Below are 12,726 nucleotides of genomic sequence, written 5' to 3'. Positions count from 1 at the left end.
GATCGAGTCGACGCCCAGATCCGCCTGCAGGTTCATGTCCGGCTTCAGGATGTCCACCGGGTATCCGGTCTTGTCCGCGACGACCTGGAGGGTGAGCGCGGTGAGGTCGTCGTCGGCCGGGCCGCCGCGGCCGGCGAGCGCGGCGGGGGCCGCGACGGGCTCCGACCGGCTGGGCGCGCTCGCCGCGGGCGCGGGCATCGGATCGCTCACCGGTTCCCGGGGCGCACCCGTGGCCGCCTCGCCGTTGCGCCTGCGCCCCACCGGCTCGAAGGACTCGAAGCCGGGGATCTCCGCGGTGAGCTGGTGGAGGTCGGCGAAGTCGGGTGGCGGTTGCATCGGCGCCGGCGCCATGGGCTCGGCGACGGGCGCGGCCGCGGCGGGAGCGGTGGCACGCAGGCCGTTCGGGGACGCGGAGCCGTTGTCACCGCTGGTGATCGCACGGGTCGCGGGCCGGTCCGGCGCGGCCGGGGCCTCCTCGTGGCTCAGGGACCTGGAGACCGCTGACAGGTAGGCCAGGTGGACGTCCGCCATCGCCTGCTGGCAGGAGGCCTGGGTCGCCGCGGCCAACCGGTGGACCTCCCGCACGGTCTCCCACCACTCGGCCTGGTTGGCGGCGGCCGGGGACTGGTTCGGTCGCTGCTGCCGGTCCGCCGGTCCGTGCGCTGGCTGCGACATGGCAGGGGACACCTCCGTTGCCTGTGTTCGGTCAGCGTCTGTTTCGTCAGCGTCTGTCTCGTGAGCGTCTGTCTCGTGCGCGGGCGGATAGGGCTTGCCGTAGTTGGTGCCCGAGATCCGTACCGTGGCGGGGGATTTCCGGGGCGCGGGTGCGGACTCCGGCGCGTGGTCCTGCCACAGCGGCGCGAAGTTCACCGGCACGCCGCGGACGAACAGCCTGGCGAGGCCGTCGTGCAGTGCGGTGAGGCCGCAGCCGCCCTGGTGGTCCAGTGCGATGGCCGTGTGGTCGCGATTTCCGAGGTTGGCCCGGACCAGACCGGTCAGGACCGACCCCGGTCCGACCTCGACGAACGTCCGGACGCCGTCGTCGTACATCGCGGCGACCTGGTCGGCGAACCGCACCGGGGACACCAGTTGACGGGCGATCCGGTCGGCGATCTCCACCGGAGCGGACGGGTACGGTGCCCCGTCGGCGTTAGCGTGGACCGGAACCTGCGGGGAGGCGAGGTCCAGGTGGCCGAGGTGGCTCCGCAACGGGCCGGCCGCGTCCCGCACGAGCGGGCTGTGGAAGGCCGCCGACACCGCGAGCCGGCGCGCGCGGACGCCTCGGTCGGCCAGCCAGCTGCCCAGAGCGGCGAGGGATCGCCCGCCGCCGGAGACCACCACCTGCTCGGGAGCGTTGTGGTTGGCCACCCACAGGTCGCCGGCGCCCAGTGCGCGTATCGCGTGGTCGACGTCGCGGACCGTCGCCTGGACGGCGAGCATGCCGCCCGGTTCGCGGGCCGCGTCGCGCATCAACTCGCCGCGCCGCCGCGCCAGGCGCAGCAGGGACCGCTCGTCCAGGACGCCGGCGGCGTGCAGCGCGGTCAGCTCCCCGAGGCTGTGGCCGGCGACGCGGTCGGGGCGAATCCCCAGCGCGTCCAGGACGGCCAGCAGAGCCATGCTGTGGGCGGCCACGGCGGGCTGCGCCCACTCGGTGGCCGTCAGCTGCGCGGCCTGCGCGGCTGTCTCCTCGTCGCTGAACGCCGGGACACCGAACACGACCCGGTGCAGCGGGCGGTCATCCATCTCGACGTCCGCGAGCCGGTCCCAGAGCAGGCGGGCTCGCGGCACGTGCATGGCGACGTCCGCGCCCATTCCCACGTACTGACTTCCTTGGCCGGGGAACAGGAACGCGAGGCGGCCGTCGTCGGGCGGGCCGGCGCCGTAGTGCGTTCCGTCCGGGGTGCTGAAGGACGTCTCCGGGGCACCGCGGACCCGGGCGGCGGCCGCTGCCGTCCTGCGCCTCAGCTCGGCGGTGTCCCCGGCCACCACCGCGAGCCGGTGACTGGGGACACGGACACGTTGCCGCTCCTGGGATTCACGCGCGATCAGGGCAATCGGCCGCCGATCCCGCGCGATGTCGCCGCAGCGGTCCAGCAGTTGTGCCACCGAGGTACCGGCCAGGACGACCAGCTCCGCGGGAGCGGTGCGCGTGCGGTACGGCCGGCGCCCGCCGTCGCGGGGGACGTGTTCCTCGACGGTGACGTGGAAGTTGGTGCCGCCGAAGCCGAAGCTGGACACGGACGCGCGCCGCGGGTGCGACGAGCCCCGGATCCAGGGCCGGGTGGCGGTGTTGAGGTGGAACGGACCGCCCGTCAGCCCGAGCCGGGGGTTCGGGCGCGTCACCTTGATGGTCGGCGGAAGTACCTTGTGGTGCAGGGCGAGCACGGCCTTCAGCAGCCCGGCGGCACCGGCGGTGGACTTCGTGTGCCCGAACTGCGACTTGAGCGATCCCAGCGCGCACCAGGGCAGCGACGACCGGGAGGACTCGCCGAACACCTCCCGCAGAGCCGCCACCTCGGCCGCGTCACCGGCCACCGTGCCGGTACCGTGCGCCTCGACCAGCTCGACGGTGTCCGGCGGGTAGCCGGCCGCCTGGTACGCCCGCCGGAGCGCACGGACCTGGCCCTGCGGCAAGGGTGTGTAGATCGCGGTGCCACGCCCGTCGGAGGAGGTGCCCACGCCCCGGATGACGGCGTAGACCGCGTCGCGCTCGGCGTCCGCCAACCGCTTGAGGGCGAACAGCACGATGCCCTCACCGAGGACCATGCCGTCGGAGTCGGCGGAGAAGGGACGGCAGTCGCCCGTGCGCGACAAGGCCGGCGTCTTGCTGAAGCACGTGTACCAGACGGCGTCGTTCAGCGTGTCCACGCCGCCGGTGACCACCATGTCGGCCTGCCGCAGCCGCAGTTCGTTGACGGCGGCGGAAACGGCGGCGAGCGAACCGGCACAGGCCGCGTCGGTGACGAAGTTGGTGCCGTGGAAGTCGAACCGGTTGGCCACGCGTCCGGCGACGACGTTGCTGAGCAGCCCCGGCAGGGTGGCCTCCTGCCACGGGACGTAGTGCTCGGCGATGCGTTCGCAGATCGCGTCCACCTGGTGCTCGGGCAGGCCGGCCGCACGCATCGCCTTCGTCCACACCGGACGCTGCATCCGGTTGGCCATCGTGGTCAGCAGTTCCAGCGGACCGGCGCCGAGGATCACGCTGACCCGGTCCCGGTCGTACTCGGGCGGCCCGTACCGGCCGAGGTCGTCGAGGAGCCGCTGCGTCGCGAGCAGGGTCAGCAGCTGTGAGGTGTCGGTGGCGGGCAGGGCGCTGGGCGGCAACCCGTACGCCAGCGGGTCGAAGTCCACCGGGTCCAGGAAGGCGCCCCGGTAGCCGTAGGTCTTGTCCGGGGCGGCGGGGTCCTGGTCGTAGTGGTCGGCGGGCAGCCAGTGCGTTCGGGGAACGTCGGTGACGAGGTCGCGGCCCTGGACCACGGTGCGCCAGAAGCCGTCCGTGTCGGCCGAACCGGGCATCATGGCGCTGATGCCGACGACCGCGATCGGCTCCTGCACGGGCATGTCGGACGGTCCCGGCCGGGTCACCGTGCTCCTCCGCTCTCGGCGAGTCGCCGGGGAGCGAACTGGAAACCGTCCGAAGTGATCGGTAGTCCGCAGGTGCGCGCCTGGTGTGCGCGGGTGATCACCGCTGCTCCTTCCAGCAGGTTGAGCGCGATCTGCACGACCGTGCGGTGTTCGAGCGCGGCGAGGAAGGACCCCGCCGCCCACCGGTTGAACGAACCCATGGCCGGGCCGCACCAGATCTGGTAGTCGGCCGTGCGGTCGGGATCGCCGGCGATGGCCCACCGGCTGGACCTGCCCAGGTACCAGCGGAACACCAGTGCCATCCGGTGCTTGGCGTCCCGGTCCGCCAGTGCCACCTGAGCGGGGTCGCGGTCGGCCCAGAACCGCGCGGTCCGCGCCCAGACCGCCGCCAGCGGCGCACGGAAGACCTGTTCCTCCAACTGCGCGCGCCGCGCGGCGGGAATGTCCTCAAGCGACTCGTGGGCCTGGTACAGCTCGTACAGCAGCGCGGCCCGCCGCGCGAACAGGGTGCCGCGCCGCAGCACCTGGAGCCGGACCCCCATCTCGAACATGTCGGCGGCCGGGGCCATCGCCGTGTCGGTGATGTCGGCCTGGGCGAGCATGCCGCGGCCCGCCGCGGACATGCCGGACTCCACCGCGGCCTGGTTCACCGATCCGGTGAGAACGTAGTCGGCACCGAGCGCGAAGGCAGCGGCGACGGCCGCGGGGGTGCCGAGCCCGCCAGCCGCACCGACCCGGACCGAGCCGGCCACGCGATCCCGCAGCGCGCGGAGCGCCGGCAGCATGACCGCGAGTGGCCGGTTGTCGGTGTGCCCCCCGCTGTCGGCCTCGACCGTGACGTCCTCGGCGACCGGGATGCGTGCGGCCAGCGCCGCTTCCTCCGCCGACAGCTCGCCGTGCGCCACCAGCTGGCGAAGCAGCGGCGCCGGCGGTGGGGACATGAACTTCTCGGCGGTCTCCGGTCTCGACACCTTGGCCAGGACCCGGCGCGGTCGCAGCACACTTCCCGCCCCGTCGGTGCGCAGGCCCCGCGCCACGCACAGCACGAGCGGCGGTGTGAGGTCCATGTACGCCGACGCCGACACCGCCGGCACACCCAGTTCGACGAGCAGACGCGCGGTGCGCGCCTCAGCGGCGGGCTCGTTGGGGGAGTGGATGAGGTTGACGCCCCAGTTGACCCGGCCGTGCAGCGACCGGGCCAGGTGCTCGACCGCCTCCCGCAGCACCCGTTCGGACAGACCGCCCGCGCCGAAAAGCCCCATGAGACCCGCGTCGGCCAGCTTCCGGACCATCTCGGCGGTGGCGATGCCGGTCGACATCTCACCGGCCAGGTAAGGAAAGCGGGTGTGGTGCGCCGCGCGGAACCGCCTGCTGCCGAGCCATTCGGGGTAGGTGGCGGGGAGGACACCCAGCACCCGCGCGGTACCGGCCGCGGCCTCGAAGTCGCCTGCACTGCCGTCGCTGTCGCCGTCGCCGGGAACCGGTAGCCGCTGGACGCCTCGGCGACCGGTCGACGGGTCCAGGAGCAGTCTCAGCGGCCGCCGGATCTCGGCGACCAGTGCGGTGATCTCGCTGGGCACGAAACACACCGCGGCGTCATGTCGGGCCCGGACGCGGTCCGCGGCGAGCGCAACGTGCGGGGCCGTCGTCATCGTGCCTCACTTCTGTGTCGTCGACCTGTCGCGCCACCAATGCAACACGCGCCGCCCTGGCGGTGAAAGGAGCACTCTGTCCCTTGGCAGAAGTGCTCAATCGCGAGTCGCGGCACAGCACTTGACTTCACGGCACGACCCGCCGAAGCTGCCGGCCCGTCCAACGGTCGCGGACGAGGCACGAGCGGGCCCTTGACTGGGACACACCGGTGAGGATGCTGAGGGTGCGTGACGGAGGGACCATGAACAGTACTGCCAGCAGCAGGGTCCGCGAACTGATCACCGGGTTGACGTCGAGTCATCGCGAACTGCTCACGCTCCGCCGGGAGATCGTGGCGGTGTTGCGCCGAGCCGTGCCGTTCGATGGCTGGTGCTGGGGATACACCGATCCCGAGACCCGGCTGTTCTCCTCGGGTGACGGGGACAATCCCGCGTCGGCGAGCGATCTCGGCCGGTACTTCGTGCTGGAGTTCGCCCGGGACGAGCAGGACTGTCAGGTCAGCTTCGCCGAACTGGCCGACGGAGTTCGGCCGGCGGTCAGTGTGCTGAGCGACGCGACCGGCGGCGATCTGCACCGCAACGCCCGGTGGCGTGAGCTGTACGGCCCACACGGCGTCGGGGACGAACTACGTCTCGCGCTGCTGGCGGACGGACAGTGCTGGGGCTATCTGGAACTGCTGCGCGAGGACACCGGCCGGTACTTCTCGCTGGAGGAGGCGGAGTTCCTGCTGCGGCTCGGTGCGCCGATCGCCAAGGCCATTCGCGAGACGCTGACCAGGGTCGAGGCGCCGACCACCGATCTGCGGCGCGGTCCCGGCACCCTGGTTTTCGACGGGAACGACGTGCTGGCAGCGTCCACCCCCGAAGGGGACGAGTGGCTGGCGACGCTGCGATTCGCCGGCACGCCCGCCGCCGCCGCGCTGCCCATCCCGGTGCCCGTCGTGGGGTTGGTGGGCTGGCTCCGCTCGGCGGGGTCCCCGGCGCCGGGGTTGGCCACCGGTCGGGTGCGGACCCGCACCGCGGATGGCCACTGGCTGGTCATGCACGCCTCGCCGCTCACCGGGATGAGCGTGCCGGTCGGCTCGGTCGCGGTCACCGTGCAGAGCGCCCGAGCCGGCGACGTCGCCGGCCTGATCTTCCGTGCGCACGGATTGACCGCCCGCGAACGGCAACTGGCCGGTCTTCTGCTCGACGGCCTCTCCAATACCGAGATCGCGCGCGGGCTCGACATCTCCGCCTACACGGTTCAGGACCACGTCAAAGCGGTCCTCGGCAAACTCGGCGTGCACAGCAAACGCGAACTCATCGCCGGGGTTCTCGGTCAACGTCTCTGACCACGGCCACCGGCTATCCCTGATGGAAGGGATAGCCGGTAACGCGGGGAAAGACCTATCATCACCACAGCAAGGAAGAAATCATCTGGCCACTGATCGCGGTGAGTGCTGGAGACGCCGTCGACCTCGGGCCGTTCACCGAGGAACACCATTCGCTCGACGCGCTCATCGCGACGATCCGGGGAGCGTTGAACCAGCTGTCGGAAGAACCAGCCGACAGTTCGAGCGCACGCGTGCTGGCGGTCGCCACGGCACGGCTGCGTGACGAGTTGACCGAGCACATCACCCGCGAGGATCGGGAGGTCCTGCCGGTCATCGAGCGGTTCGTGACCGTGCGCGACCTGAACAGGGCCGACCGCCGGATCAAGCGCACCGCACCACTGCACGCGCTGCTGTTCCTCGTGGCATGGCTCTGGCTTGACTCGCGATCTCCGATCGGCAATTGCGCAAGCCGCGAAAAGGGGTAATCGGTCATGAACTGTACCGATCTCGACAAGCTGTTCACGTCACTGGAGGGCGGAACCTATCTAGCGGCGGTCATGTCGAACCAGCCGGACGGGATATGCGGCTACGCCGCGCTCGGCCTTCGGATGACAGCCGGCGGGAGGCTGGGCCACCCGGCTGGCGTGAGTAGTTCGTACCTGTTCAGCGACCGCGTCCGGCAATGGCCCGGCGATCCTGGCACGTTCGGGATGCCCCAACCTTTCGAGGTCTATTCCGCCGCCAAGTTCGACATCCTCATCTCGGCGGCGGGAAACGGGCGTTACGACGTGCGCATGGACTTCGGTGCCGACATCAACCGCCAGTTCGACCTGTGGTCCAACGGGCAACCCGGCGCTCAGTGCGTCGAGGGCGCCATCGTCGGCACCGGGCCGGCGATCGGGAACACCGAACACGTCGACCGGGCGATCTACGTGGTCACCATCGGCAAGAACGTGCCAGACCCGAAATGAGCCAACGCCGCGACCAGGCATGTCACTCGAAGCTGCGCGGGCATTCTTCGGCCGGTCAGCTCACCGTCGCGAAGGGATCCAGGACTCGCTCCGGTTGAGGAGACATCGCCGGCGTTGCGGGTGACCAAGCGGTCCAGGGCACCTCGGCGATGTAACCCTCCACTTTGGTCAGGGAGGCGGCGCAGGACGGCTGCTCGCCGACGATGTCGCGGGACGCGATCGGTCTTCGGTGTAGCGCGCTACCACTTGGCCGACAAGCACGACTCGCGTGGTGGGGTCAGGAGCTCTGGGGGACGACCAGGCCGGATTCGTAGGCGAGGACCACGAGTTGGGCTCGGTCGCGGGCGTGGAGTTTGGTCATGGCTCGGTTGATGTGGGTTTTCGCGGTGGTCGGGGTGATGACCATGCGGGCGGCGATCTGGTCGTTGGACAGGCCCTGGGCGACGAGGGCGACGGCTTCGCGTTCGCGGTGGGTCAGGTTGTGGAGTGCTGCGGTGGTGGCGGGTCTGAGTGGTTGGGTGACGTACCGGTCGATGAGCCGGCGGGTGATCGAGGGGGCGAGCAGGGCGTCGCCGCGGGCGGCCACGCGTATGGCGTGCAGGAAGTCCTCCGGGACGATGTCCTTGACGAGGAAGCCGGCCGCGCCGGCGCGCAGCGCGTTGAAGACGTGTTCGTCCAGGCCGTAGTTGGTCAGGATGACGACGTGCGTCCGCGTCAGGGTCGGGTCGGCGGCGATGTGCCGGGTGGTCTCGATGCCGTCCATGACCGGCATCTGGATGTCGATGAGCACGATGTCGGGCAGGTGTTCCCTGGCCAGTGCGAGGCATTCGCCGCCGTCGGCGGCCTCGGCCACGACCTCGATGTCGTCCTCGAGGTCCAGGAGGGCGCGGAAACCGCTGCGGATGAGGGGTTGGTCGTCGACCAGCAGGACCCGGATCACGACGTCTGGTCCACGGGGAGTTCGGCCTGGACGGTGAAGCCGCCGTCACCGCGTGGTTCGGCGCGCAGTCGGCCGCCGAGGGCGGTGACTCGTTCGCGCATGCCGAGCAGCCCGACACCGGGGGTCGGGGCGGGGTTCGGCTCCAGTGTGCCGTCGTCGTCGACGCGGATCGCCACGGCGTCAGGGCGGTAGTCGATGAGGACGGACGCGGTGGCGGCGGCCGCGTGCCGGGTGATGTTGGTGAGCGACTCCTGAACTATCCGGTAGGCGGTCCGGCCCACCGCGACCGGTACGTCGTGCGGTTGTCCTTCGATCGTGAGCTGCGCGTCCAGGCCGGTGGTCCTGGCCCGGCGCACCAGTTCCGGGATGTGGTCGAGCCCGCGCGGTGGGGTGGTGTCGTCGTCGCGCAGCGCCTCCAGCGTCGCACGCAGCTCCCGGGCGGCCTCACGACCGGCGTCCCGGATCGCGAACAGGGCGTCGGGCACCTGCTCGCCGCGCTTGCGGGCCACGTGGACGGCGGCCTCGGCCTGCACCGTGATCACGGAGATCTGGTGGGTGAGCGTGTCGTGCAGCTCCCGCGCGATGTGCAGCCGCTCCTCGTCGGCTCGGCGCCGCGCGGTCTCCTCCCGGGTGCGTTCGGCCTCGTCCGCTCGGCGCTCGGCCTGCCGCAGCGCCTCTCCCGCCGCGCCGGCGGCGATCAGCCAGGCCAGCTCGAGGGCGCCCCGGGCCTGCGCCAACGACGCACCGAGGTCGTGCAGAGAGGCCAGGGCCGCGAGCGGGAGTGCCGCCAGCATGGTCACGCTCGCCACCACCGTGACGGTGCGGTGTCCTGCCCGGACCGCCGCGTACACGGCGAACAGGTACGCGACGGCGGGCACGTCGAACCCGACGGCCTGGTAGCCCACCGCGCACAGCCCGGTCACGGCCAGGACGGGAACCGGGGCGCGGCGCCGCGCGGCTAATGCCAGGCCGCTCGCCGCCAGCAGGGCGTAACCGAGCGGGCCGAGGTTCGTGGCCGGGTGCTGGCCGGACAGCCCGGTGACCAGGAGGATCGCCGTGACACCGGCGGCGATCGCCCAGTCTGTGACACCGAACGGGCTCCTGCTCATGCGCGAACCATAACCGAAGGTCCCCGCGGACAAGTCCTACGCGTGGACGACCGGTCGACTACCGCAGCCGCGGTATTTCCGCGCTTTCCTGCGGCCGCCGCGGCAGCCGGACGGGAGCGTCGGCGGCAGCCCGAACTGTCCGCGTTCGCCGGACGACCGCCGGGGGGAGTGGCGGACATGATCGGCGACGTCCACTCGTAGAAGAGAAGGAGCACCTCATGTCCGTCCATCCTCTGTTCGTCGCCGTCGACGCCTACACCCTGACCCCCGGGAGGCTCGTGGGCACCGTGGCCGTCCTGGCGGCGCTGGCCGGCGTGGTATCCGCCGGGCTGGCGCTGGCCCGGCCCGGCGGTCGCACGAGGGCCATCGTGGCGCTGGTGGCGGGGCCGGCGGCCATGCTCGTCGGCGGCGCGGTGGTGGCCGCCGCCAAGGGCGGTCCCGGCACCGGCTACGGGATAGTCGGGGGGTTCGCGGCCCTGGGGTTGGGGCTGATCGCGACGGTCCTCGGCTGGCTGGCGTTGACCCGCTCCCGTCGCACCGTCTGACCGACGCCCCTCACCGGGCGGCTGGCTGGAACAGTTCATCGTGAAGGAGTGGCGAAGATCCAGGATGTGGTGTTCGACTGTGGCCAGGCCACCGCTAGTCACTGGCCTGGACCGCCTTCGGAGCGGCCTGGCGGATGTCTCGGCACAGGCGGCCGAGCCATCACCGCCGCAGTTCCATGTTCAGGTCAGGTGGATGGCTCGATGAGGTTCTGGTTGTGGTGGGTCGCCCATTCGCAGATGGCGGTCAGCGGGGTCTGGAGTGTCTTGCCCAGGTCGGTGAGGGCGTACTCGACGTGCTTTGGGGCGCCAGGTGGCGGCGCGGCGGTCAGAGCTTCGGTTTGCCCGGCTGGTAGAGCCAGGTGTGGAAGAACCCGTCGAGGTCGCGGTGGGTCAGGCGTTCGACGAACTGGATGAACGTCTGGGTGGAGACGTTGCCGTACCGGTAGGTGGTGGGCCACAGGGTGAGCAGTCGCAGGAAGGCGTCGTCGCCGATGGTTGTGCGTAGGGCCTGCAAGGTCAGGGCGCCGCGGGTGTAGACGAGGTCGTCGAAGATGTGGTCGCGGCCCGGGTCGGCGACCTTGCCGCTCCAGTCCTCTTCGCCGGCGTAGGCCTCCGCGAAGGACTGTTGTACCGGGGTGCCGTTGAACTTCTCCTGGTAGAGCCACTCGGAGTAGGTGGCGAAGCCTTCGTTGAGCCAGATGTCGGCCCAGCGCGTCGGGGTGAGGCTGTCGCCGAACCACTGGTGGCCGAGCTCGTGGGCGAGCAGGTCGCCGTCGACGTCGCTGGTCTTGTGGTCGTAGACGGGTCGGCTCTGTGTCTCCAGGGCGTAGTGGACACCGACGTCGGCGAGGATGCCGCCGGTCGAGTCGAAGGGGTACCGCCCGTACGCCGTGGACTCCCAGTGGATGATCTGTGCCGTGGTCTGGTTGAGGACCTTGCCCTGGCCGGGCTTGGTGTCGATCGACCTGCCGATCGCGGTGATGTTCTGGAGACCGTCGGCCGTCACGCCGCGGGTGACGTCGTAGTCGCCGATGGCGATCATGCTCAGCTCGCTGGCCATCGGCCGGTTCATGTGCCAGCGGTAGGTCGTCTGGCCGCCGCGGGTGGTGACGGGGCCGGGCTCCCCGTTGGCCAGCACGGTGAGTCCACGTGGCACGGTGACGGTCTGGGTGTAGGTCGCCTTGTCGTTGGGGGTGTCGTTCACCGGGTAGTAGGTCGCCGCGCCGATCGGCTGGTTGAGCGCCACCGCGCCGTCGGTCGTGGCGACCCAGCCGGAGACGCCCAGCGCCGGGTCGTCGATCTTCCGCGGCACCCCGGCGTAGCTCACCGAGACGGTGAACGTCCGGCCCTTCCGCAGCCCGTCCGGTGGGGTGATCACCAGCTCCTGCGCGCCGCCGCGGGTGTAGGCGGCGCCGCGCCCGTCGATCGAGAGCCTGCTGATCGTCAGCGGTCCCTGGAAGTCCAGGTCGAAGCGGGAGAGGTCCTGTGTGGCCCTGGCGGTGATCGTCGTGGTCGCGGTGATCGCCTTGGTGCTCGGGTTGAACGCGAGCCGGATGTCGTAGTGGCCGACGTCGTAGCCCCCGTTGCCCATGTCGGGGAAGTACGGGTCTCCCGCGCCGGGCGCACCGGGAGAAAACCGTCCTGGCGCCGCGTAGGCCGCCGGGTTCGCCGCGGCGACCAGGCCGACGGCCAACGCGCAGCAGAGGATCAACGGCCCGACGCGTCCCATGACTTCTCCCTCGGCCTTCACCGACACCGTGGACGGGTAGACGATACGTCCACGGTGGGCAGACGAACAGCGGTGTTATCCGCAGACCGCGCCCTTGGACGCCGAGCCGACGAGTTTGCTGTACTTGGCCAGCACGCCGCGCTGGTAGCGGGCGGGCAGCGGCGCCCAGCCCTGGCGGCGGGCGGCCAGCTCGGTGGGGTCCACACCGAGGTCCAGCGTGCCGTTCGCGACGTCGAGCGTGATCGGGTCGCCGTCGCGGACGAGCGCGATCGGCCCGCCGTCCGCCGCTTCGGGGGCGACGTGTCCGACGCACAGGCCGGTCGTGCCGCCGGAGAACCGGCCGTCGGTGAGCAGCAGGACGTCCTTGCCCAGCCCGGCGCCCTTGATGGCCGCGGTGATCGCGAGCATCTCCCGCATCCCCGGCCCGCCCTTGGGGCCCTCGTACCGGATGACCACCACGTCACCGGCCGCGATCGTGCCGTCCTCCAGCGCGTCCATCGCCGCGCGTTCCCGGTCGAACACCCGTGCGGTGCCCGTGAACACGTCCGAGTCGAACCCGGCCGACTTCACCACCGCGCCGTCGGGCGCCAGCGACCCGCGCAGGATGGTGATGCCGCCGGTGGGGTGGATCGGGTTGCTCAGGGCGCGGACGATCGTGCCGTCGACGTCCGGCGGGGCGATGTCGGCCAGGTTCTCGGCCATCGTCCTGCCGGTCACGGTGAGCGTGTCCCCGTGCAGCAGGCCGGCGTCCAACAGCGCACGCAGGACGACCGGGACGCCTCCGACGCGGTCCACGTCGGTCATCACGAACCGGCCGAAGGGCTTCACGTCGGCGAGCAGCGGCGTGCGGTCCGCGATCCGGTTGAAGTCGTCGAGGTC

10 protein-coding genes and 1 pseudogene are annotated in these 12,726 nt (G+C 71.2%); 4 read left to right on the top strand and 7 right to left on the bottom strand.

What is annotated here, in order from left to right:
- Both ACJ73U_RS30040 and ACJ73U_RS30035 read right to left on the bottom strand, forming a co-directional pair.
- On the bottom strand, positions 1-3,585 hold a 3,585-nt coding region (locus tag ACJ73U_RS30040), incomplete at its 3' end, for a beta-ketoacyl synthase N-terminal-like domain-containing protein (RefSeq protein WP_407781093.1).
- Positions 3,582-5,237: a PfaD family polyunsaturated fatty acid/polyketide biosynthesis protein gene (locus ACJ73U_RS30035; protein ID WP_407781092.1), complete on the bottom strand. Its 1,656-nt coding sequence runs from the start codon at positions 5,235-5,237 to the stop codon at positions 3,582-3,584. The genes ACJ73U_RS30035 and ACJ73U_RS30040, both read right to left, overlap by 4 nt.
- A gap of 242 nt (positions 5,238-5,479) precedes the next feature.
- On the opposite strand from ACJ73U_RS30035, the gene ACJ73U_RS30030 reads away from it, so the two are divergent.
- The 3 genes and pseudogenes from ACJ73U_RS30030 (at position 5,480) to ACJ73U_RS30020 (ending at position 7,524) form a co-directional block, all read left to right on the top strand.
- Positions 5,480-6,571, top strand: coding sequence for a LuxR C-terminal-related transcriptional regulator (locus ACJ73U_RS30030; RefSeq protein WP_407781091.1), 1,092 nt, complete (start codon positions 5,480-5,482; stop codon positions 6,569-6,571).
- 68 nt (positions 6,572-6,639) lie between these two features.
- Positions 6,640-7,038: pseudogene (locus ACJ73U_RS30025) on the top strand (hemerythrin domain-containing protein); the annotation flags it as partial.
- 72 nt (positions 7,039-7,110) lie between these two features.
- Positions 7,111-7,524 carry a hypothetical protein gene (locus ACJ73U_RS30020; protein WP_407781090.1) on the top strand — a complete coding sequence of 138 codons (414 nt, stop codon included), beginning with the start codon at positions 7,111-7,113 and terminating at the stop codon, positions 7,522-7,524.
- Between the two features lie 277 nt (positions 7,525-7,801).
- Here ACJ73U_RS30020 and ACJ73U_RS30015 read toward each other — a convergent pair whose 3' ends face one another.
- Together ACJ73U_RS30015 and ACJ73U_RS30010 are read right to left on the bottom strand one after the other, a co-directional pair.
- Positions 7,802-8,464: a response regulator gene (locus tag ACJ73U_RS30015; protein WP_407781089.1), complete on the bottom strand. Its 663-nt coding sequence runs from the start codon at positions 8,462-8,464 to the stop codon at positions 7,802-7,804.
- Positions 8,461-9,573, bottom strand: coding sequence for a sensor histidine kinase (locus ACJ73U_RS30010; protein ID WP_407781088.1), 1,113 nt, complete (start codon positions 9,571-9,573; stop codon positions 8,461-8,463). Before ACJ73U_RS30010 ends, ACJ73U_RS30015 begins: the two co-directional genes overlap by 4 nt.
- 218 nt (positions 9,574-9,791) lie before the next feature.
- Here ACJ73U_RS30010 and ACJ73U_RS30005 point away from each other — a divergent pair, with 218 nt between their 5' ends.
- Positions 9,792-10,118 (top strand): DUF6223 family protein, encoded by a 327-nt coding sequence (locus ACJ73U_RS30005; RefSeq protein WP_407781087.1) that lies wholly within the window; start codon positions 9,792-9,794, stop codon positions 10,116-10,118.
- Positions 10,119-10,303: 185 nt separating this feature from the next.
- Here the strand turns inward: ACJ73U_RS30005 and ACJ73U_RS30000 are convergent, their stop codons facing one another.
- From ACJ73U_RS30000 to ACJ73U_RS29990, 3 genes are all read right to left on the bottom strand, one after another.
- Positions 10,304-10,447, bottom strand: coding sequence for a winged helix-turn-helix transcriptional regulator (locus tag ACJ73U_RS30000; RefSeq protein WP_407781094.1), 144 nt, complete (start codon positions 10,445-10,447; stop codon positions 10,304-10,306).
- A complete protein-coding gene (locus ACJ73U_RS29995; RefSeq protein ID WP_407781086.1) occupies positions 10,444-11,847 on the bottom strand; it encodes a M1 family metallopeptidase in 1,404 nt (467 codons plus the stop codon). Before ACJ73U_RS29995 ends, ACJ73U_RS30000 begins: the two co-directional genes overlap by 4 nt.
- Positions 11,848-11,922: 75 nt before the next feature.
- Positions 11,923-12,726: dihydroxy-acid dehydratase (locus tag ACJ73U_RS29990; RefSeq protein WP_407781085.1), on the bottom strand; the 804-nt coding region annotated here is incomplete at its 5' end.

The organism is Actinophytocola sp. (assembly GCF_045807065.1).
In the GTDB taxonomy this organism is placed as follows: Bacteria; Actinomycetota; Actinomycetes; order Mycobacteriales; family Pseudonocardiaceae; genus Actinophytocola.
This window is presented reverse-complemented; position numbering and strand designations above follow the sequence as displayed.

What these genes read in the sequence shown, in the direction of transcription:
- ACJ73U_RS30035 (WP_407781092.1), bottom strand. Translation starts at nt 5,237, where the DNA reads ATGACGACGGCCCCGCACGTTGCGCTCGCCGCGGACCGCGTCCGGGCC.
- ACJ73U_RS30010 (WP_407781088.1), bottom strand. Translation starts at nt 9,573, where the DNA reads ATGAGCAGGAGCCCGTTCGGTGTCACAGACTGGGCGATCGCCGCCGGT.
- ACJ73U_RS30005 (WP_407781087.1), top strand. Translation starts at nt 9,792, where the DNA reads ATGTCCGTCCATCCTCTGTTCGTCGCCGTCGACGCCTACACCCTGACC.
- ACJ73U_RS29995 (WP_407781086.1), bottom strand. Translation starts at nt 11,847, where the DNA reads ATGGGACGCGTCGGGCCGTTGATCCTCTGCTGCGCGTTGGCCGTCGGC.
- ACJ73U_RS30030 (WP_407781091.1), top strand. Translation starts at nt 5,480, where the DNA reads ATGAACAGTACTGCCAGCAGCAGGGTCCGCGAACTGATCACCGGGTTG.
- ACJ73U_RS30020 (WP_407781090.1), top strand. Translation starts at nt 7,111, where the DNA reads ATGTCGAACCAGCCGGACGGGATATGCGGCTACGCCGCGCTCGGCCTT.